At 68.3% G+C, this 20,998-nt stretch carries 15 protein-coding genes and 4 pseudogenes; 8 read left to right on the top strand and 11 right to left on the bottom strand.

Annotated features, from left to right (window positions below; translation table 11 throughout):
- Window positions 1-41: 41 nt before the first annotated feature.
- Window positions 42-2,473: pseudogene (locus ACQ859_RS09560) on the bottom strand (UvrD-helicase domain-containing protein).
- A 37-nt stretch (window positions 2,474-2,510) separates the two neighbouring features.
- Between ACQ859_RS09560 and ACQ859_RS09555 the strand changes: the two are divergent.
- Both ACQ859_RS09555 and ACQ859_RS09550 read left to right on the top strand, forming a co-directional pair.
- Window positions 2,511-2,968: pseudogene (locus ACQ859_RS09555) on the top strand (YchJ family protein).
- 324 nt (window positions 2,969-3,292) lie between these two features.
- Complete coding sequence (locus tag ACQ859_RS09550) at window positions 3,293-4,054, top strand: pseudouridine synthase (RefSeq protein ID WP_431265577.1); 762 nt, start codon at window positions 3,293-3,295, stop codon at window positions 4,052-4,054.
- 114 nt (window positions 4,055-4,168) lie between these two features.
- On the opposite strand, the gene ACQ859_RS09545 is transcribed toward ACQ859_RS09550, so the two are convergent.
- Together ACQ859_RS09545 and ACQ859_RS09540 are read right to left on the bottom strand one after the other, a co-directional pair.
- Complete coding sequence (locus ACQ859_RS09545; RefSeq protein ID WP_431265576.1) at window positions 4,169-5,251, bottom strand: WD40/YVTN/BNR-like repeat-containing protein; 1,083 nt, start codon at window positions 5,249-5,251, stop codon at window positions 4,169-4,171.
- Window positions 5,252-5,382: 131 nt separating this feature from the next.
- A pseudogene (locus ACQ859_RS09540) lies at window positions 5,383-5,651 on the bottom strand (MoaD/ThiS family protein).
- 70 nt (window positions 5,652-5,721) lie between these two features.
- On the opposite strand from ACQ859_RS09540, the gene rarD reads away from it, so the two are divergent.
- Window positions 5,722-6,639 carry an EamA family transporter RarD gene (gene rarD / locus ACQ859_RS09535; RefSeq protein ID WP_431265575.1) on the top strand — a complete coding sequence of 306 codons (918 nt, stop codon included), beginning with the start codon at window positions 5,722-5,724 and terminating at the stop codon, window positions 6,637-6,639.
- 211 nt (window positions 6,640-6,850) lie between these two features.
- Here rarD and ahpF read toward each other — a convergent pair whose 3' ends face one another.
- The 3 genes from ahpF to lysA all read right to left on the bottom strand — a co-directional run bounded on the left by ahpF (window position 6,851) and on the right by lysA (window position 10,619).
- The gene (gene ahpF, locus ACQ859_RS09530) at window positions 6,851-8,404 is read right to left on the bottom strand and encodes an alkyl hydroperoxide reductase subunit F (RefSeq protein ID WP_431265574.1); all 1,554 of its coding nucleotides are present in this window, start codon (window positions 8,402-8,404) and stop codon (window positions 6,851-6,853) included.
- Between the two features lie 209 nt (window positions 8,405-8,613).
- Window positions 8,614-9,177, bottom strand: a complete 564-nt coding sequence (ahpC, locus tag ACQ859_RS09525; RefSeq protein WP_067283909.1) for an alkyl hydroperoxide reductase subunit C — start codon at window positions 9,175-9,177, stop codon at window positions 8,614-8,616.
- A gap of 179 nt (window positions 9,178-9,356) precedes the next feature.
- Window positions 9,357-10,619 (bottom strand): diaminopimelate decarboxylase, encoded by a 1,263-nt coding sequence (gene lysA / locus ACQ859_RS09520; RefSeq protein WP_431265573.1) that lies wholly within the window; start codon window positions 10,617-10,619, stop codon window positions 9,357-9,359.
- Between the two features lie 121 nt (window positions 10,620-10,740).
- Here lysA and ACQ859_RS09515 point away from each other — a divergent pair, with 121 nt between their 5' ends.
- Window positions 10,741-11,694, top strand: coding sequence for a LysR family transcriptional regulator (locus ACQ859_RS09515; protein WP_431265572.1), 954 nt, complete (start codon window positions 10,741-10,743; stop codon window positions 11,692-11,694).
- 51 nt (window positions 11,695-11,745) lie between these two features.
- Here ACQ859_RS09515 and dxs read toward each other — a convergent pair whose 3' ends face one another.
- The 3 genes and pseudogenes from dxs to xseB all read right to left on the bottom strand — a co-directional run bounded on the left by dxs (window position 11,746) and on the right by xseB (window position 14,908).
- Window positions 11,746-13,701 carry a 1-deoxy-D-xylulose-5-phosphate synthase gene (dxs, locus tag ACQ859_RS09510; RefSeq protein WP_431265571.1) on the bottom strand — a complete coding sequence of 652 codons (1,956 nt, stop codon included), beginning with the start codon at window positions 13,699-13,701 and terminating at the stop codon, window positions 11,746-11,748.
- 59 nt (window positions 13,702-13,760) lie between these two features.
- Window positions 13,761-14,621, bottom strand: coding sequence for a polyprenyl synthetase family protein (locus tag ACQ859_RS09505; RefSeq protein WP_431265570.1), 861 nt, complete (start codon window positions 14,619-14,621; stop codon window positions 13,761-13,763).
- Between the two features lie 27 nt (window positions 14,622-14,648).
- Window positions 14,649-14,908: pseudogene (xseB, locus tag ACQ859_RS09500) on the bottom strand (exodeoxyribonuclease VII small subunit).
- 311 nt (window positions 14,909-15,219) lie between these two features.
- On the opposite strand from xseB, the gene ACQ859_RS09495 reads away from it, so the two are divergent.
- The 4 genes from ACQ859_RS09495 (at window position 15,220) to ACQ859_RS09480 (ending at window position 18,897) form a co-directional block, all read left to right on the top strand.
- The gene (locus tag ACQ859_RS09495) at window positions 15,220-16,338 is read left to right on the top strand and encodes an aromatic ring-hydroxylating oxygenase subunit alpha (RefSeq protein ID WP_431265569.1); all 1,119 of its coding nucleotides are present in this window, start codon (window positions 15,220-15,222) and stop codon (window positions 16,336-16,338) included.
- 124 nt (window positions 16,339-16,462) lie between these two features.
- Window positions 16,463-17,359, top strand: coding sequence for a DMT family transporter (locus ACQ859_RS09490; RefSeq protein WP_431265568.1), 897 nt, complete (start codon window positions 16,463-16,465; stop codon window positions 17,357-17,359).
- 6 nt (window positions 17,360-17,365) lie between these two features.
- A complete protein-coding gene (locus ACQ859_RS09485) occupies window positions 17,366-18,286 on the top strand; it encodes a sulfurtransferase (protein ID WP_431265567.1) in 921 nt (306 codons plus the stop codon).
- A 158-nt stretch (window positions 18,287-18,444) separates the two neighbouring features.
- Window positions 18,445-18,897: a universal stress protein gene (locus tag ACQ859_RS09480; RefSeq protein WP_431265566.1), complete on the top strand. Its 453-nt coding sequence runs from the start codon at window positions 18,445-18,447 to the stop codon at window positions 18,895-18,897.
- A gap of 52 nt (window positions 18,898-18,949) precedes the next feature.
- On the opposite strand, the gene ACQ859_RS09475 is transcribed toward ACQ859_RS09480, so the two are convergent.
- Window positions 18,950-19,726 carry a ZIP family metal transporter gene (locus ACQ859_RS09475; protein ID WP_377156871.1) on the bottom strand — a complete coding sequence of 259 codons (777 nt, stop codon included), beginning with the start codon at window positions 19,724-19,726 and terminating at the stop codon, window positions 18,950-18,952.
- Window positions 19,727-19,964: 238 nt separating this feature from the next.
- On the bottom strand, window positions 19,965-20,894 hold the full coding sequence (locus tag ACQ859_RS09470; protein WP_431265565.1) for a dienelactone hydrolase family protein: 930 nt from the start codon (window positions 20,892-20,894) through the stop codon (window positions 19,965-19,967).
- Window positions 20,895-20,998 lie beyond the last annotated feature (104 nt).

Raw genomic sequence — 20,998 nt, 5'->3', positions numbered from 1 at the left:
CCTGGAGACACGCCTCGCGGCGTGCTCCGTACGATATCCGCTCAGTCGATCGGGGTGAGCTTGGCGACGCTGAGCGCCAGCCACTTCGTGCCATGCCGGCCGAAGTTCACCTGCGCGCGCGCATCCGGTCCGCTGCCTTCCAACGTGAGCAGCACGCCCTCGCCGAACTTGTTGTGGAACACGCCCTTGCCGACGCGCAGGCCGCCGTGTTCGTTGCCGGTCTTCTCGGCCGCCGACTGCTTCATCGCCTGGGGCACCGGCGCCTGCGGGAAGGCCGATGGGTCGACGCGGCCCGCGCCCACCATCGACTTCAGTCCCGAGCCGCGCTGCCACGCCTGCTGGTAGTCCTTCGCGAAGCCCGAGCCGAAACCCTGGTTGCGCGGCGTCAGCCACTTCAGGGTCTCCTCGGGGAGTTCCTCCATGAAGCGACTCTTGATGTTGTAGCGGGTCTGGCCATGCAGCATCCGCGTCTGGCAGAAGCTGATGTACAGCCGCTGTCGCGCGCGCGTGATCGCGACGTACATCAGCCGGCGTTCTTCCTCCAGCCCGTCCGAGTCGGACAGCGAGTTCTCATGCGGAAACAGGCCTTCCTCCATGCCGGTGATGAACACCGCATCGAATTCCAGGCCCTTGGCCGAATGCACCGTCATCAGCTGGATCGCGTCCTGGCCGGCCTGCGCCTGGTTGTCGCCGGCCTCCAGCGACGCGTGCGTCAGGAAGGCGGCCAGCGGCGACATGATCTCGCCGGTCTCGGCATCCGGCGTCGCCGGCGCGGCCGCGGCCACCGCCGCCGGCAGCCCGTCCGCGATCGCGCCGGGCGAGTGCTCGTCCACCGGCAGCGCCACCGCGTCCTTGCCGAAGCCCTCCTGCGTCACGAAGGCCTCGGCGGCGTTCACGAGTTCGCTCAGGTTCTCCAGCCGGTCCTCGCCTTCCTTCTCGGCGCGATAGAACGCGGTCAGGCCGGAGTGCTCGATGATGTGCTCGATGATCTCGCGCAGCGTGAGTCCCGCCGTGGCCTCGCGCATCGCGTCGACCAGGCCGACGAAGCCCGCCAGGCTCGCGCCACCGCGGCCGCCGACCGCGCCGATGCTCTGCACCAGCGAGCGTCCGCTCGGCCGCGCCGCGTCCTGCAGCTGCTCGATGGTGCGCGCGCCGATGCCGCGCGCCGGGAAGTTGACGACCCGCAGGAAGCTGGTGTCGTCGTTGGGGTTCTCGATCAGGCGCAGGTAGGCCAGCGCGTGTTTCACCTCGGCGCGCTCGAAGAAGCGCAGCCCGCCGTACACGCGGTACGGAATGCCGGCGTTGAACAGCGCCGACTCGATCACCCGCGACTGCGCGTTGCTCCGGTAGAGCACCGCGATCTCCTTGCGTTCCAGCCCTTGGCGGTGCAGCGCCTGCGCCTCCTCGAGCAGCCACTGCGCCTCGGCGAAGTCGCTGCTGGCCTCGTGCACGCGCACGGGCTCGCCCGGACCGGCCTCGGTGCGCAGGTTCTTGCCCAGCCGGTGGCTGTTGTTGCTGATCAGCGCGTTGGCCGCGTCCAGGATGTTGCCGAAGCTGCGGTAGTTCTGTTCCAGCTTCACGACCTGACGCACGCGGTACTCGCGCTCGAAGTCGGCCATGTTGCCCACGCGCGCGCCACGGAAGGCGTAGATGCTCTGGTCGTCGTCGCCGACCGCGAACACCCCTGCCCGCGCCCCGGCGGCGCGAACATCTTCAGCCACGCGTACTGCAGCTTGTTGGTGTCCTGGAACTCGTCGACCAGCACGTACTGGAAGCGGCGCTGGTAATGCTCGCGCACCGCCTGGTTGTCGCGCATCAGCTCGAACGAACGCAGCATCAACTCGGCGAAGTCGACCACGCCCTCGCGCTCGCACTGGTCCTGGTAGGCCTGGTAGATCTCGACCAGCTTGCGGGTCTGCTCATCGCGCAGGTCGATGTCCTTGGGACGCATGCCGTCCTCTTTCGCGCCGGCGATGTACCAGGAGACCTGCTTGGGGACGAAGCGTTCCTCGTCGAGCTTCATCGCCTTGATGACGCGCTTGACCGCGGACAGCGTGTCGCCCGAGTCCAGGATCTGGAAACCTTGCGGCAGGCCGGCCAGTTTCCAGTGCGCGCGCAGGAAGCGGTTGCACAGCCCGTGGAAGGTGCCGATCCACATGCCGCGCACGTTCACCGGCAGCATCGCGGACAGGCGCGTGACCATCTCCTTGGCCGCCTTGTTGGTGAAGGTCACCGCCAGCACCGAGGCCGGCGTCGCATGGCCCTGGCTCATCAGCCAGGCGATGCGGGTCGTCAGCACGCGCGTCTTGCCGGAACCGGCACCGGCCAGGATCAGCGCAGGCTCCTGGCCCAGCGTGACCGCGGCGTACTGCTCGGGGTTGAGGTTGTCCAGCAGGCCGCGCGGCGCGCGCGGCGTGAACAGGTCCTCTTGCGGCGGGGTCGGGCGCTCGTCGCCAAAATCCTGGGAATTCATCCAGCCATTCTAGAGAGGCTGGCATCATGGCGGCCTCATGAAGACAGAAAAATCCAAGACTGCGGCGAACAGCGCGGCCGGCCAGTTGAATCGCGTGGGATCAGAAGCGGGCTTGTGCGCCTGCGGCAGCGGCCGCCCGTACGCCGCGTGCTGCGGCGCCCTGCACCGGGCCTTCGCCGAGACCGGCGCGCTCATCGCGGCGGACGCGCAGGCGCTGATGCGCTCGCGGTACACGGCCTACACGATGGACCTGATCGAGTACTTGCTCGCGACCTGGCATCCGAGCACCCGTCCGGCGTCGCTCGACCGGGGGAGCAGGACCTGAAGTGGCTGGGCCTGGAGGTGCGTCGCCACACGCGCGAGGACGCCGACCACGAGACGGTGGAGTTCATCGCGCGCAGCAAGGTCGGCGGGCGCGCGCACCGCATGCACGAGATCAGCCGTTTCGTGCGGGAGCGCGGGGCGTGGTTCTACGTGGACGGCCAGATCGACTGACCAGCCGCACCGCCGGCGTGCGACGCACGACGCCGCCCAAGGCCATGACGAGCCGGTCCAGGAAGGACCGGTGACCGATGTGAAACTCCTGGGGCATGGCGAACTCCTGCTGGCGACGGCGGTGCGGATCGAGGGTCCCGCCATCGACGATCGATGGCGCTGAAGGCCTGCTGCGATGATGCGCAGTCGGCATGACAGGATTTTGGCGAACCACCCTGTGACTGGCCCCTCCCCCCAAACGGGGAAAAGAGGGCAAAAAGCGCTCCAGGCGTGCGCACACCGTCCCCTTCAGCGATGACATCCCCCACTCCTCCGCATCCGCTCATGCGGTCTTTCGTGCCGACTCGCACCGGCATGGCAGCACCCGGCTCATCCCCGCCGTCGGCCGCCGCCTCGCGCGCGCTGCCGCTTCTCCACCTGGATGAGCACCTCGCAGTGATCGACAAGCCCGCCGGGCTGCTGGTGCACCGCACCGCGATCGACGCCCACGAGGAAGACGCCGCGCTGCAGCGTCTGCGCGACCAGCTCGGCCGGCCGGTCTGGCCGGCGCATCGCCTGGACCGCGGCACGTCGGGCGTGCTCGTCTTCGCTTTGAGCGCGGAGGTCGCCAGCCTGCTCGGCGTGGCACTCGCCGAGCGCCGCACGCACAAGCGCTACCTGACGCTGGTGCGGGGCTGGCCTGCCGCGGATGCCGGCGTCATCGACCATCCGCTCGCCCGCGACCCGGAGCTGCCGTCCGCCGGCCAGCCGCATCTGGACGCGCAGACCGAGTGGACCTGCCTGCGTCGGCATGAAATCCCGGTCAGCACCGACCCGCGCTTCGCGACGACGCGACTCGCGCTGCTCGCGTGCGAGCCGGTGCAGGGACGACGCCATCAGATCCGTCGCCATCTGAAACACATCGCGCATCCCATCGTCGGCGACGCCAACCACGGCAAGGGGCCGCTCAATCGCGCGCTCGCTGCGCATTTCGGGCTGCAGCGCCTGTGGCTTCACGCGCAACGACTGACCCTGACGCATCCGATGACGGGGGCGACGCTGGAACTCGAAACAGCGCCCGGCGCGGAGTGGGCGCCATTCCTCTGATCCGCGTCGCAGCACTGCCACCGCCGCGGGCCCTCCCCCTGCCCTCTCCCGCAAGCGGAGGAGGGAGTAAGACAGGCGCGGCTCCCTCCCGCAAGCGGGAGAGGGAGTGAGCGTTCAGCCGAAACGCAGCGCGTAGATCGGCGGCAGGTGTCCGGACACGAGCGACCATCGGTCTCCGGCATCGTCGGTCGCCCACAGGTTCCCGGTCGTGCTGCCCATCAGCAGGCGTCGGCCGTCGTCGTGCGCGGCCAGGCCGTGACGGTAGACGAGGTCGTAGCAGTTCGACTGCGGCAGCCCGGTCCGCAGTGTCTCGAAGGTCCTGCCGCCGTCGCGCGTTCGGTTCACCACCAGCGCGCCGTCGACGGGCAGGCGCTTCTCGTCCTTCACGCCCGGCACGAACCACGCGGTGTCGGGATCGCCGGCATGCGCGGCCACCGCGAAGCCGAAGCCCGACAGCGGCGGCTTGATCTCGCCCCAGTGCGCGCCACCGTCCACCGAGCGCCAGACGCCGTTGTGATGCTGGCACCAGAGCACGTCCGGATCCGCCGCGCTGGCGACGATGCGGTGCGGGTCCTGGGTGTTCTCCTCGCCCTGCTGCTCCGGCGGCAGAAAGTCGGCGCGCATGCCCTTGGCGCTGATGTGCCAGCTCGCGCCGCCGTCCTCGCTGCGCCAGGCGCCGCCGCAGGAGATGCCCAGGAGCAGCCGCTTGGGATCGCGCGGGTCGACGTTGATCGAATGGATGCCCGGTGCGTCGTAGCCGCCACCGAACCAGCCCAGCCGCTCGGGCTTGTCCCACAGCGTGTCGACGAGTTGCCAGGTCTCGCCCTGGTCGTCGCTGACGAAGAGACCGCCGGGGATGGTGCCGGCCCAGAGCCGCCCGTCGCCGCCGCGCTCCAGCGCCCAGATCTGCTGGAGCTTCCAGGGCGGGCCTTCGGCGCCCTCCGGCTGCTCGGGGAACGCGGGCGAAGCGAGCTCGCGCCACGTGGCGCCGCCGTCGTCCGACGCCTGCAGCTTCGCGCCGAAGTGCCCCAGGTTGAGCGCCGCGAGCATCCGCCCCCCACCCGCCGGCGCGGGCAGCACCATGCTGACGGGGTCCCCCACGAAGCTGTGGCGGCCGATCGACCACCCGCCGCCGGCGGGATCGCTTCGCAGTTCGAACAGACCCTTGCGGGTCGCGGCCCAGGCGGTGACGGTCATCGGAGTCTCCTTGCGATGGCTGGTGTTGCGATGGCGGGTATGGCGATGGTGGACAGCACCTCTCACGACGAACGGGCGTCGCGGTTCTCGACAGACTGCGGGCGGTGGCGCGCAGTGGCGCCGGCCGGCGCTCAGCCGCCCGACAGCGCCTGCAGCACGTAGACCTTGGACTGCGCCGTCAGCGGATCGCTGAGGGCCTGGCGATCCTGCGCGCGGTGGCCGTCGATGAACACGGCGACGTGCGTGCGCAGGTGGCCCTGCTCGTCCAGGATGTAGCCGCGCAGGCGCGGATTGCAGTCGAAGGCGAGCGTGAGCGCCTCCCCCAGGGTGCCGGCGTCGCAGTCCAGCTGGGGGTGTCGACGAAGCGATGCAGTTGCGACGTGAATTCGACGTGGGCCATGGTGTCCATCCTGCGACGAAGCGGGCCGCGTGAAAAGAGCAGAATCGCGGGCCCTCGCGCCTGCAGAACCATGACCAACGCCACCCCGCCCCTCGCCGACCACCGCGCCGACATCCGCCACGCCCGCACCGGCATGCTCTACGCCGCGCTGGCCTACATCGCGTGGGGCCTGTTCCCGCTGTACTTCAAGCGCTTGAGCCACGTCAGTGCGTTCGAAATCATCGCGCACCGGACACTGTGGTCCATGGTCTTCGTCGCGATCCTGCTGACGGCGCTGCGCCGCTGGGCCTGGCTCGGTCCGGTGCTGCGTTCGCCCAAGCTGCTCGGGACCTGCGCGGTGTCGGCGCTGCTGCTGTCGACCAACTGGCTGGTCTATGTGTGGGCAGTGCAGCAGGGACACGTGGTCGAGGCCAGCCTGGGCTACTTCATCAACCCGCTGGTCAACGTGATGCTGGGTTTCGTGTTCCTGCGCGAGCGGCTGCGCCCGGTGCAGTGGCTGGCGATCGGACTCGCCGCGGCCGGCGTGGTCTGGCTGACGGTGACCGCCGGACGGCTGCCGTGGATCGCGCTCGTGCTGGCGCTGAGTTTCGGGATCTACGGGCTGATGCGCAAGACGGCGCATCTGGGCGCGCTGGAGGGCCTGACGCTGGAGACGCTGATCCTCTCGCCCTTTGCCGCCATCGCGCTGTTCTGGTGGACCAGCCAGGGCACCAGCGCGTTCGCGACCGGCGACGCCGGCCACATCGCCTGGCTGCTGCTCGCCGGACCGCTGACGGCCGTGCCGCTGCTGCTGTTCGCCGCTGGCGCGCGCCGCATCACGCTGACGACGCTCGGCCTCGTGCAATACCTGTCCCCGACGATCCAGTTTCTGCTCGGCGTGTGGCTGTATCACGAGCCGCTCGCCGGCGCGCGACTCGCCGGCTTCGTGCTGATCTGGTCGGCGCTCGCGGTCTACAGCGCGGAGAGCCTCTGGCGCAGTCGGCGGTGATCAACGGCCGCTGGCCCTCACCCCCACCCTCTCCCGCGGTGCGGGAGAGGGGGCCACACCAATGGTCCTGCGCCGAATGCCTCGGTGCATTCTCACTCCCTCTCCCGCTTGCGGGAGAGGGCGGGGGTGAGGGCCAGCGGCGGGTGCAGGAAGACAGCCCCAAACGACTGACGCCCCTTTCGGGGCGTCAATCAGGTGGGCTGAACCGGGATCAGTTGCGGATGATGTGGTCGAAAGCGCTCAGGGCCGCCTTCGCGCCGTCACCGGCCGCGATGATGATCTGCTTGAACGGCACGGTCGTCGCGTCGCCCGCGGCGAACACGCCCGGCACCGAGGTCTGGCCCTTCGCGTCGACGATGATCTCGCCGTGCTTGGACAGCTCGATCGTGCCGCGCAGCCACTCGGTGTTGGGCACCAGGCCGATCTGCACGAACACGCCTTCGACCTCGACGCGCTTGCTCTCGCCGGTGGCGCGATCGATGTAGTTCAGACCGTCGAGCTTGCCCGCCGTGCCGGTGAACTCGCTCGTCTGCGCCTGCTTCAGGATCACGACGTTGGGCAGGCTCTCCAGCTTCTTCACCAGCACCGCATCCGCGCGCAGCTGATCGCCGAATTCCAGCAGCGTCACATGCGACACGATGCCGGCCAGGTCGATCGCCGCCTCGACGCCGGAGTTCCCGCCGCCGATCACCGCCACACGCTTGCCCTTGAACAGCGGGCCGTCACAGTGCGGGCAGTAGGCCACGCCCTTGTTCTTGTATTCCTGTTCGCCGGGGACGTTGACGTTCCTCCAGCGCGCGCCGGTGGAGATGATCACCGTCTTGCTCTTGAGCGAGCCGCCGTTGGCCAGCTTCAGTTCGACCAGGCCGCCCGGCGTCGTCGCCGGAATCAGCGCTTCACCGCGCTGGAGGTTCATCACGTCGACGCCGTAATCCTTGACGTGCGACTCCAGCGCCATCGAGAACTTCGGACCGTCGGTGGACAGCACGGAGATGTAGTTCTCGATCGCCAGCGTGTCGTTGACCTGGCCGCCGAAACGCTCGGCCGCGATACCGGTGCGGATGCCCTTGCGAGCGGCATAAACAGCCGCCGCCGCGCCGGCCGGGCCGCCGCCGACGATCAGCACGTCGTACGGATCCTTGGCCGACAGCTTGGCCGCGTCCTTCTCCGCCGCGCCGGTGTCCAGCTTGGCGGCGATCTCTTCCACGGTCATGCGGCCCGAGCCGAATTCCTGGCCGTTCAGGTAGATCGTCGGCACCGCCATGATCTCGCGGGCGTTGACCTCGTCCTGGAACAGCGCGCCGTCCACGACCACCGTCTTGACGCGCGGATTCAGCACCGACATCAGCGACAGCGCCTGCACGACGTCCGGGCAGTTGTGGCAGGTCAGGGACATGTAGACCTCGAAGAGGTAGTCCCCGTCCAAGCCCTTGATCTGGTCGATGGTGGACTGCTCCACCTTCGGGGGATGGCCGCCCGTCCACAGCAGGGCCAGCACCAGCGAGGTGAACTCATGGCCCAGCGGAATCGCGGCGAAGCGCAGGCTCTGTTCCGTGCCCGTGCGCTTCAGGCTGAACGACGGCTTGCGTGCATCGTTGCCATCGAGGTTCAGCGTGATCTTGTCGGACATCGCCGCGATGTCCTGCAGCAGCTGCTTGAGCTCTGCGGCGCTCTCGGAGTCGTTCAACGAGGCTTCGATCTCGAACGGCAGCGTGACCCGCTCCAGGTAGGCCTTGAGCTGCGCCTTCAGGTTGTCGTCCAACATCGTTGCTTCCTTCCAATATTCTTAAGCGACTTCGAGAACCGGCCTCCCTGTCAGATCGAAGGGGCGGCCGAGCACACGCCCGCGGACCGGATCGGTCCACGCGAGGCGCGTTTGCAGTGAGGGGAGAGGAACATCCTCATCCGGATCACCGGTCCGGGGGAGAGACGATCCGGTCCGGATCGTCCGCTTCCCCCGTGAGGGCGAGATCCTTAGATCTTGCCGACCAGGTCCAGCGACGGGGCGATGGTCTTGTCGCCTTCGTTCCACTTGGCCGGGCAGACCTGGCCAGGGTTCTTGGCGACGTACTGGGCCGCCTTCAGCTTGCGCAGCGTTTCCTTGACGTCGCGGGCGATCGCGTTGTCATGCACTTCCAGGGTCTTGATGACGCCGTCCGGATTGATCACGAAGGTGCCGCGCAGGGCCAGGCCTTCTTCCGGGATGTGCACGCCGAAGGCGTTCGTCAGGGCGTGCGTCGGGTCGCCGACCAGCGGGAACTTGGCCTTGCCGACGGCCGGCGAGGTTTCGTGCCACACCTTGTGCGAGAAGTGGGTGTCGGTCGTGACGATGTAGACCTCGGCGCCCAGCTTCTGGAACTCGCCGTAGTTGTCCGCCGCGTCTTCGACTTCCGTCGGGCAGTTGAAGGTGAAGGCGGCCGGCATGAAGATCAGCACGGACCACTTGCCCTTGAGCGACTCTTCAGTGACCTCGATGAACTTGCCGTTGTGGAACGCTTGGGCCTTGAAGGGTTGGACTTGGGTGTTGATCAGGGACATTTGCTTCGTTCTCGCTGTCTGGGGTTGATGGGATGGAAAGAATGATAGGGGGCCGAGGCTATCGGTGGGTTTGAATTCCCCAATGCAGCCTATTGCGATTCCCTATTGATCGAAACTATCAAAAATCGCTTGTGCGATAGCAAAAACGTCATATCGCCGTCAAACCGCTCACATCGCCCTCACACCGCTTCCAGGGCCAGCAATTCCTCGACGGTCTGGCGGCGGCGGATCAGGCGATCCGAGGCGCCGTCGACCATCACCTCGGCGATCAGCGGCCGGCTGTTGTAGTTGCTGGACATGGATGCGCCGTACGCGCCGGTGTCGTGGATGACCAGCAGATCGCCGACCCTGGCTTGCGGCAATTCCCGCGCCAGGACGACGCCGCCCTCCGCCTGGGTGAACACGTCGCCGGATTCGCACAGCGGACCGGCCACGACGGTCTCCTGGACCGGGCGGCGCTCGCCGTCCGCAGGGATCAGGCTCATCGCATGGAAGCTGCCGTACATCGCCGGCCGCATCAGTTCATTGAAGCCGGCATCGACCAGCAGGAAGTGCTGACGTCCCTGCGCCTTGACCGCGCGGACCTCCGCCAGCAGCACGCCGGATTCCGCCACCAGGTAGCGCCCCGGTTCGATCTCGAGTGCCAGCGGATGGCCGACGACGTTCTCGGCCTCCTTGCGGGCGGCATCCCACAGGCTGAAGTAGTGCGCAGTGTCGATGCGCTCGCCGCCCTCCTGATAAGGAATCGACAGGCCGCCCCCGGCCGAGATCGCCAGCAGATCCAGGCCGCTGCCTTTGACCGTCCGGACCAGGTCGACCATGGCGCTGCCGACGCGACCCAGATGCTCGTAATCGACGCCCGAGCCGATGTGCATGTGCAGCCCGATCAGCGTCAGCCCGCGACGCGCGATGACGGCCAGCGCGTCCGTCAGTTGCTCGTGCCAGATGCCGTGCTTGCTGTGTTCGCCGCCGGTGTTGGTCTTGTTGCTGTGGCCGTGGCCGAACCCGGGATTCAGGCGCAGCCAGACCGGGTGGCCGGGCGAGACCTCGCCGAGCTGCTCCAGCATGTCGATCGACCCGGCGTTCACCGGAACGCGGTGCTCGACGACCGTCTTCAGCGTCTCGCGGTCCAGCAGGTCGGCGGTGAACACGATGTCCGAGTGGACCGCATCCGCGCCGGTGCCGACGGTGAAGCCGGCAGCGAAGGCGCGCAGCAGCTCGCCGCGCGACACGGAGTCCACCTTCACCCCCTGCGCCCGCATCAGCCGCAGGATGTGCGTGTTGGAGCAGGCCTTCTGGGCGAAGCGGACCGTGTCGAATCCACCGAGCGCGGTGATGCGCTCGCGGATCACCGCGGCGTCATACACCCACAGCGGGGTGCCGTACTTCGTGGTGAGCGCTTGCAGCTGCTGTTCGCGGGCGGGGGTCAGGGCTTGCGGCATGTCAGGAATCCTTCAGGCAGAGGCTGGAACTACCGCAAGCATCCGTCGGACGTCATATTCAATCAAATGCTTTGTTTTGCCGATTGAATTCATTTCTGATATGCACTGATATCCTGCCGGGATGGCCCTCCCGATCACGCACCGCCACATCGAAGTCTTCCGCGCCGTCATGACCGCCGGCAGCGTGACCGGCGCCGCGGAGCTGCTGTTCACCTCCCAGCCCACGGTCAGCCGGGAGCTGGCACGGATGGAATCGCTGCTCGGCTACGCGCTGTTCGATCGCACCGCGGGGCGGCTGCGCCCGACGGCCCGCGCGTTGGCCTTGTTCGATGAAGTCCAGCGCGCCTACCAGGGCCTGGACCAGGTCGTCGCCCGCGCGCAGTCGCTGGGCCGCGCCGAGGACGAACGCCTGCGCGTCCTGACGCTGCCGGCGCTGGCGCACGCGCTGCTGCCGGACGCGAGCGCCGACTGGCTGGCCCGGCACCCCCAGGCGGAACTGACGCTGACGCCGCAGGAGTCGCCGCTGCTCGAGGAATGGATGGCCGCGCAGCGCTTCGACATCGGCCTGAGCGAGGTCTCCACCACCGTGCCGGGCACGCGCAGCGAAACGCTGGCCGAGCTCGACGAGGTCTGCGTCCTGCCCGCGGGTCACCGCCTGCTGGAGCGCGCGGTGCTCACGCCGCAGGACTTCGAGGGCGAGCGCTTCGTCAGCCTGTCGGCCGAGGACCCCTATCGCCGCCAGTTCGACGCCATCTTTGCAAGTGCCGGCGTGCGGCGTCGTCTGCAAATGGAGACACACAGCGCGATCGCCGTGTGCGCGCTGGTTCAGAAAAACCTGGGCATCGCGCTCGTCAATCCGTTGACGGCGCGGGCGTGTGCCGGCCCCGATCTGCACCTGCGACCGTTCTCGGTGTCGGTCCCCTTCCGCATCCAGGCGCTGTGGCCGCTGCACCGCGCCGCGCATGCGCTGACGCAGGACTTCATCGATGCGGTGAAACGCGCGCTCGCGCCCGCGACGCTCAGGTCGCCCCACCGAGCGGAGCTGCAGGCGGCCGGAAAAGCGAAACGGCGCTGACCGCGAGGCCAGCGCCGTTCGAAGGACAGCGCCAGGGAGCGCGTGCGCCGCTCAGGCGGCCTTGATCGCCACCGGCGCCACGGTCGTCAGGAAGCGCTCGCGGATCGAGCGCTCGATGCCGGCAGCGTCCAGGCCGCACTGGGCCATGAGCTTGCCGGGTTCGCCATGCTCGACGTACTCGTCGGGCAAGCCCAGCTGCAGCACCGGCAACGACAGGCCTTCGGCCTGCAGCGCTTCCAGCACCGCGCTGCCGGCGCCACCCATGATGCACCCGTCCTCGACGGTCACCAGGGCGTCGTGCGTGCGGACCAGTTCCTTGACCAGCTCGACGTCCAGCGGCTTCACGAAACGCATGTTGGCGACGCTCGCGTCGATCGCCTCCGCCGCCTTCAGCGCCGGATGCAGCAGGGTACCGAAGGCCAGGATCGCCACCCGCGGCGCATGGGCGCCGGCGCGACCGCCGGTCGACGGCTGCGCCGAGGTGCGGCGCATCTCGCCCTTGCCCCAGGGCAGCGCGACCATCTCCTTCTGGATCTCCGCCCCGATGCCGGCGCCGCGCGGATAACGGACCGTCACCGGCCCGTTGTGCACATGGCCGGTGTACAGCGCCTGGCGGCACTCGTTCTCGTCCGACGGCGTGATCACGCTCATGTTCGGAATGCAGCGCGTGAAGGCGATGTCGTAGTTGCCGGCGTGCGTCGCGCCGTCGGCGCCGACCAGGCCCGCACGGTCCAGCGCGAACAGCACCGGCAGGTTCTGCAGCGCCACGTCGTGGACCAGCTGGTCGTAGCCACGCTGCAGGAAGGTCGAGTAGATCGCCACCACCGGACGCAGGCCCTCGCAGGCCAGGCCGGCGGCGAAGGTCACCGCGTGCTGCTCGGCGATGCCGACGTCGTAGTACCGGGTCGGGAAGCGCTTGTGGAACTCGACCATGCCGGAGCCCTCGCGCATCGCCGGCGTGATGCCGACCAGCGTCGGATCGGCTTCGGCCATGTCGCACAGCCAGTCGCCGAACACGGTCGTGAAGGTCTTCTTCGCCGGTGCGGTCGACGGCTTGATGCCCTCGGCCGGGTTGAACGGCGTCGGGCCGTGGTACTTGACCGGGTCCGCCTCCGCCAGCTTGTAGCCCTGGCCCTTGCGCGTGACCAGGTGCAGGAACTGCGGGCCCTTCTTGTCGCGCAGGTTCTCCAGCGTCGGGATCAGCGCATCCAGGTCATGCCCGTCGATCGGACCGACGTAGTTGAAGCCGAACTCCTCGAAGATCGTCCCGGGCACGAACATGCCCTTGGTGTGCTCCTCGAAGCGGCGCGCGAACTCGTACAGCGGCGTGTGCTTGAGCACCGACTTCGCGCCCTCGCGCGCGGCGGCGTAGAACTTGCCGCTCATCAGCCGGGTGAAGTACTTGTTCAGCGCGCCGACCGGCGGGCTGATCGACATGTCGTTGTCGTTCAGGATCACCAGCACGTCGCCGAGCAGGCCGCCATGGGCGACGCCGGCATTGTTCAGCGCCTCGAAGGCCATGCCGGCCGTCATCGCGCCGTCGCCGATGATCGCGACCGCGCGGCGCGACTCGCCCTTGATCCGGGCCGCCATCGCCATGCCGTGCGCGGCGGAGATCGAGGTGCTCGAGTGCGCGGTGCCGAAGGTGTCGTACTCGCTCTCGTCGCGGCGCGGGAAGCCGGAGATGCCGCCCTGCTGGCGCAGCGTCGCCATCGCGTCGCGGCGGCCGGTCAGGATCTTGTGCGGATAGGTCTGGTGGCCGACGTCCCACACCAGCCGGTCGCGCGGCGTGTCGTAGACGTAATGCAGCGCGACCGTCATCTCCACCGTGCCGAGGTTCGACGACAGATGGCCGCCGGTCTTGGACACGCTGTTGAGGATGTGCGCGCGGACCTCGTCGGCCAGTTGCGGCAGTTGGCCGCGCGACAGCCGGCGCACGTCCGCGGGGCTCTCGATGGTCGACAGCAGCGTCTGCGCGGCTGTCGCGTTCGATGGGTTCTCGCTCATGGCGTCGCCTCTCCTTGTCGCAGCGTCCCGCCGGATCCTTGCCGGATCCGGCCAGGATCTCAGTTGTCGCGCTCCACCACCTTGTCAGCCAGCAGGCTGAGCCAGGCGGTGTCGGCCAGGCCGCTGCCGGCGAGCGCCTGGTGCGCCTCGTCCCGCAGGCGGAGCGCGTACGCGCGGGCGGGCGCCAGGCCCAGCACGCTGACGTAGGTCGGCTTGTTGTTGTCCTGATCCTTGCCGGCGGTCTTGCCGAGCACGTCGCTGTCCTGGGTGACGTCCAGGATGTCGTCGACGACCTGGAAGGCCAGGCCGATCGCCGCGCCGTAGCGGCTCAGCGATTCCCACGCGGCCGGCGTCAGCTCGCCGCATGCGGCGCCCATCAGGACGCTGGCCTGCAGCAGCACGCCGGTCTTGCGGCGGTGCATGTCGCGCAGCGACGCCTCGTCCAGCGGCTTGCCGATGCTGGCCAGGTCGATCGCCTGGCCGCCGGCCATGCCGTCGTAGCCGCTGGCGCGCGCCAGCAGCCGGCACAGCCTGGCCTGCAGCGCGGGCGCGACGCCCTCGTCCGGCGTCAGCACGTCGAACGCGAGCGCCTGCATCGCGTCGCCGGCCAGCATCGCCTGGGCCTCGCCGTACTGCACGTGCAGCGTGGGCTTGCCCCGGCGCAGCACGTCGTTGTCCATGCACGGCATGTCGTCATGCGCCAGCGAATACGCGTGGATCAGCTCCACGGCGCAGGCCGCGCGCATCGCGGCCTCGCGCTGCCCGCCGGCGGCGTCGGCCGCGGCCAGCACCAGCAGCGGGCGCAGGCGCTTGCCCGCCCCGAGGACGGCATACCGCATCGCTTCGCCAAGACCGGCCGGCGCTGCTTCCGGCACCCAGGCCTCCAGCGCCACCTCGACATCCTCGAGTGACTGTTTCACCCAACGTTCGAAAACACCCGCATCCACTTATTCATCTCCCCAAGCCTGCGCGCCGCCACCTTCAATGACCTGTACTTGTTGTTCGACGGCCTGAAGCCGGGTGCGGCAGTATTTGAGCAAGGTGGCCCCCGCTGGTAGCTGGCCAGCAGCTGATCCAGCGGCAGTTGACCGGCTTCCATGGCCTGCACCAGACGTTCCAACTCCTCGACCGCCAGCTCATAGCTGGCAGGCTCCTGCTCGTGGATCGCGGGCTGCGCCGATTTGGCGCTGGCGGAAGGCTTGCTCATTTCAAAACGCGAAAATGAGGATTGTAAGCACCGCCAACGCCCCCTCCGCCTTCCGACCGTCGGGGGATGTGAGCCGAGCGCCACAGGCGTCAGCGGCTGTTTCCTGCGCTGGGTAAAGCTTGACACCCTCGCATTTCCCCTCCATTGGCAGCCCGGGTACAATCACCGGTTCCCTTGCCCGCTCCGTTCCCCTAAAAGGGGCCAACACGGGGCCGGCGATCAGTACCACTCAGTCCCACGCATGCCGGCCCGTCCAACCTGGGGGGCGGCCGTCACGGTTGACATTGGAGTCTTGGAGACCCTCTTGGATCATGTCCGACCTGAGCATCCCTCTCAGCGCGCTTGAACGCAGCACGGCATCCAGCCACCCCCAGCTACCGGTCACCTCCTACTTCGACGAGGACCTGTTCCGCCGCGAACAGGAACTGATCTTCCAGCATGGCCCCCGTTACCTCGGTCACGCGCTCGCCGTGCCGGAGGTCGGCGACTACTACGCCCTGCCGCAGGAGGGTGAAGGCCGCGCCATCGTGCGCAGCGCGCAAGGCCTGGAACTGATCTCCAACGTCTGCCGGCACCGCCAGGCGGTGATGCTGCGCGGCCGCGGCAACACGCAGAGCAACATCGTCTGCCCGCTGCACCGCTGGACCTACGACCTCAAGGGCGAACTGGTCGGCGCGCCGCATTTCAAGCAGGACCCCTGCCTGCACCTGAACCGCTACAAGATCCGCGAGTGGAACGGCCTGCTGTTCGAGGACAACGGCCGCGACATCACCGCCGACCTGGCGAAGCTGGGCCCCCGCGGCGCGCTGGACTTCAGCGGCTACCAGCTCGACAAGGTCCATGTCCACGAGTGCGACTACAACTGGAAGACCTTCATCGAGGTCTACCTGGAGGACTACCACGTCGGCCCGTTCCATCCGGGCCTGGGCCACTTCGTCACCTGTGACGACCTGGCGTGGGAGTTCGGCCGGGACTACTCGGTGCAGACGGTCGGCGTGAACAAGGCGCTCGAGAAGCCGGGCTCCGAGGTCTACGCCAAGTGGCACGACCAGGTGCTGGGTTTTTCCGGCGGCCGGTCGCCGGACCAGGGCGCGATCTGGATGACCTACTACCCCAACATCATGGTGGAGTGGTACCCCAACGTGCTGGTGGTGTCGACGCTGTTCCCCAAGGGGCCGCAGAAGACGACCAACATCGTCGAGTTCTACTACCCGGAAGAAGTCATCGCCTTCGAGCGGGACATGATCGACGCCCAGCAGGCCGCCTACATGGAGACCTGCGTCGAGGACGACGAGATCGCGCTGCGCATGGACGCCGGCCGCAAGGCGCTGATGGAGCGGGGCGACAACGAGGTCGGCCCGTACCAGACGCCGATGGAAGACGGCATGAAGCACTTCCATGAGTGGTACCGCGGACTGATGAAACGCTGACAGCACGCCGGCGCCCCGCCCTCGCACCCGTCGAGGTGCGCACAACGCCCCGCTCTTGCGGGGCGTTCGTTTTTGCGGCTCCCCACAACAGGCCGGACCGGCCTTCGGCGCGAGAATCGCTCACATGTCTGCACCCCTTCTGATGGTCCTGGCGACACTGCTGTTCGCCACCATGGGTGTCTGCGTCAAGTTGGCTTCGGCCTACTACGGCGCGGGCGAGATCGTCATGTACCGCGGCCTGGTCGGCACGCTGTTCCTGTTCGCGCTCTCGCGCGCCAAGGGGCTGTCGCTGAAGACCGCCGTGCCGGCGATGCACTTCTGGCGCAGCCTGTCGGGGGTGATTGCGCTGTCGCTGTGGTTCTTCGCGATCAGCAAGCTCCCGCTGGCGACGGCGATGACGCTGAACTACATGTCGTCGGTGTGGATGGCGCTGTTCCTCATCGGCGGCGCCGTGCTGATGGGCGCGGCCAAGGTCGACCCGCGGCTGATCATCACCGTGCTGCTGGGCTTCGTCGGCGTCGGACTGGTGCTGCAGCCGGCGATGGAGGACCAGCAGGTCTGGCACGGCCTGGCCGGCCTCGCCTCCGGCATGCTGTCGGCGATGGCCTACCTGCAGGTGACCTCGCTGGGCCGCGCGGGGGAGCCCGAGTTCCGCATCGTCTTCTACTTCTCGATGGGCGGCGTGGTCGCCGGCGCGCTGACGACGATCGTGTCGCACGGCGGCTGGCACGGCCACACCTGGACCGGCGCGGCGCTGCTGCTGGCCGTCGGCGTGCTGGCCACTGCCGCCCAACTGCTGATGACGCGCGCGTACGGCACCGGCAAGCCGCTGGTGAACGCATCGCTGCAGTACCTGGGCATCGTGTTCTCGGCGTTGTATGGTGTGCTGATCTTCGGTGACCTGCTGGGCCTGCTCTCGTGGATCGGCATCCTGCTGATCGTCGTCGCGGGCCTGGGGGCGACGCTGCTGCGCGCCCGAAACACGCCCAAGGACGCCCAGCATTCTGTCCAGGAATCTTGAACGGCCATGACGACTTCAGCGACGCCCCTCCCGGTTTCTCCCTCGACCTCCCCAAGCGCGACCGCGTCGGCGGGCTTTGACGGCCTGGTGTCGGTCGGGCAGTTGCAGGCGTTGATGAACTCGTCCGCGCCGCCGCTGATCGTCGACGTGCGCTTCGACCTGGCCGACACCGCCGCCGGGGAACGCGCCTACGCGGCCGGCCACCTGCCCGGCGCGTTCTACTTGAACCTGGATCGCGACCTCAGCGGCCCGAAGCAGGACGCCTTCGGCGCGTTCCGCGGTCGCCACCCGCTGCCGGAGCGCGAGGCCTTCGCCGCCCGCCTGCGGGCCATCGGCATGACCCCGGGCCGGCAGCTCGTCGCCTACGACGCCGCCGACGGCATGTATGCGGCCCGCGTGTGGTGGATGCTGCGCTGGCTGGGCCATGCGCAGGTGGCCGTGCTCGACGGCGGGTTCGCGGCCTGGCAGCAGGCCGGCGGCGTGGTGACGTCGGAGGTGCCTCCGGCCGGCGCCACCGCTTCCTTCGAACCCTCGGCGCCACTTGAGGCGCCATGGTCCGCCCAGGAACTGCTCGCCGGGCTTGGAAAGGTCCGCCTGATCGACGCCCGCGCGGGCGAGCGTTTCCGGGGCGAAGTCGAACCGCTGGACGCCCAGGCCGGCCACATTCCCGGCGCGACGAACCGGTTCTTCAAATCCAACCTGACGCCGGAAGGCCGCTTCAAGCCGGCCGACCAACTGCGCGAGGAATTCAGCGCGCTGCTCGGCCCGCAGGGCGCGGACGGGACGGTGCATCAATGCGGCTCAGGCGTGACCGCCTGCCACAACCTGCTGGCGATGCATCACGCCGGGCTGCCGGGCAGCCGGCTATACCCCGGATCCTGGAGCGAATGGAGCGCCAACCCGCGCCTGCCGCTCGCAAAAGGCTGACTGAAGGGCTGACCGACGTGCTGACGCCGGCCCTTATTGACATTGCGCATGGCGCGAGCACCATGGGAAGCTCAGACTGCGAAGGCAAGCCCTGACCCCGCCTGTGGTGGGGGTCGGGTCCACCCAGCCCCACCCCGTTCGCTCGAAGGAGGCTCGCCATGTTCCAGCGCATCCTGATTCCCACCGACGGTTCCGACATCACCGCCAAGGCGATCTCCACCGCCATCCAGCTGGCGAAGTTCCACAACGCCCGGCTGTTCGCCATCAGCGTGAAGGAGCCTTTCCCCTACAGCGCCGTCTCGGAGATGCAGCCGACGCCGCCGCAGGAGTTCTTCGACGCCCAGGAGCGCATCGCGCAGGAGCGTCTGGCCCACGTGCTCTCGCTGGCGCGGGCCGAAGGCCTGGAGATCGACGCCCACAGCGTGGAGGCGCTCCACCCCTGGGAAGCCATCATCGAACACGCCAAGCGCGTCAACGCCGACCTGCTGGTGATGGCCACGCACGGCCGGCGCGGGCTGCAGGCGCTGCTGCTCGGCAGCGAGACGCAGAAGGTGCTGTCGCACTGTGCCTTCCCGGTGCTGGTGGTGCACGGAGAAGGCGCGCCGCAATGAGCCTCCGGGCAGGTTGACCGGAGAGCGCCCTCCCGGGCGCCTCCGGCCGGCGTCAATGGGCGTGCTTGCCGCCCACGACGATCAGCACGAACACGATCCCCACGCCCAGCCACAGCAGCTGCAACGCGGTGTCCTTCCAGGGCAGCCGGCGCTGCAGCTGCGGGATCAGGTCGGCGACCGAGACGTAGACGAAGCTGCTCGAGGCCGCCACCAGCAGGTAGGGGAACAGCTGCTGCCACGGCCCCACCACGTAGTAGCCCACCAGCCCGCCGACCACCGCCGCCATGCCCGACACGGCATTGAAGAACAGCGCCTTCTTCCGCGTGAAGCCGGCGTTCAGCAGCACGATGTAGTCGCCGACCTCCTGCGGGATCTCATGGGCGACGATCGCCATCGCGGTGACCCAGCCCAGGTGGTGATCCGCCAGGAAGGCCGCGGCGATGATGATGCCGTCGCAGAAGTTGTGGATGGAGTCCCCCACCAGCACCGACAACCCACCCCGACCCGCCTGCTCCTGGTCGAAATGATGGTGGTGGTGGTGCCCGTCCCCCTCATGGTGGTGCGTGTGGCGGTACAGCTCGGCCTTCTCCAGCAGGAAGAAGAACATCAGCCCGCCCAGCAGCGCCAGGAACAGGTTGTGCGGATCCGCCCCGCTTTCGAACGCCTCCGGCAGCACGTGCAGCAGCGCGGTCGACAGCAGCACGCCGGTGGACAGGCTCACCAGGTGCTTGACGATGCGGCTAAGCAGGCCGACCGTCAGCATCGCCGCGATCGTCACGGAGGCGAGACCGCCGGCGAAGGTCACCAGCAGGATGTAGGTCAGGGTCATGGATAAAAAAGGCGCACCACTGAGGGTGGTGCGCCGGTTGGGTTCCCAAAATTGTCTCAGACTCGTCAAGCCCCCGCTTTCGAAGGCTCTGCATCACGGTAGGCGCAGGGAGCGCAGGCTCGCGGAATGACTCCGGGGAGCCGAGCGCGGGCTCTCCACGGGGCATGAGGGCTCCCTCCTGGACCCTCAAGCCCCATTCCGGCCCCAGCATCTCTCGCTGACTTCGGGCCTTTGGCGTTCAGACGCCGTGCTGCTTGAACCAGGTCTGGCAGCGGGCCCAGCCGTCCTTGGCAGGCTCGGGCTTGTAGCTCGGGCGGTAATCGGCGTGGAAGGCGTGGCCGGTGTCGGGGTAGACGACGAACTCGCTCGCCTTGGCGGCTGCGCTGCCCTGCTTGAGCGCCTCCTGCATCGCCGCCACCGTGGAGACGGGAATACCGTTGTCCTGGGCGCCGTACAGGCCCAGCACCGGCGCGTTCAGTTGACCGACGACGTCGATCGGATGCTTCGGCGTCATCGCATTGGTCTGGCCCTGCAGGCGGCCGTACCAGGCCACGCCGGCCTTCACCGCCTTGCTGTGCGCCGAGTACAGCCACACGATGCGGCCGCCCCAGCAGAAGCCGGTGATCGCCAGCTTCGAGGTGTCGCCGCCCTGCTGCTTCGCCCAGGCGACCGCCGCATCCAGGTCGTTCATGACCTGCGCATCCGGCGTGCGCTGGATGATCTCGCTCTGCAGCTTGGCAATGTCCGAATAGACCTTCGCGTCGCCTTGCCGCGCGAACAGGTCGGGCGCGATCGCCAGATAGCCGAGCTTCGCGAAGCGCCGCGCGACGTCGGCGATGTGCTCGTGCACGCCGAAGATCTCGCTGATCACGAGCACGACGTGTGCGTTCTTCTTGCCCGCCGGCTGCGCGACGTAGGCCGGCATCTTGAAGTCGCCGACCGGGATGGTCACCGGCCCCGCATCCAGGCCCTGCGTGTCGGTGGTGATCGTCTGCGCCGACACCGGCAGCACCGCCGCCGCGAAACCGCTGCCCACCGCCGTGCCGACGAACGCCCGGCGGCTGAAGGCGCGGCCCGGGGCCAGCGTGTCGATGTCGTCGCGGATCGCGTCGACCAGTTCAGGGGACACGCCAGCGGCGCCTTCGGCGCGGGAATCGGAATTCGTCATCTGCGGCTCCTCGGTTGGGATGCGGGGTGGACGGAACGCCGGATGCTAGCGCGAGTGAAGATGAAAGCACTTCGTTCCCGGAAGGGACACCAAACACCGCGACA

Source organism: Roseateles chitinivorans (assembly GCF_050632235.1).
Lineage (GTDB): Bacteria > Pseudomonadota > Gammaproteobacteria > Burkholderiales > Burkholderiaceae_C > Roseateles > Roseateles chitinivorans_A.
Note: the sequence above shows the minus strand (reverse complement) of the source record. Positions and strands in the feature narration are given on the sequence as shown.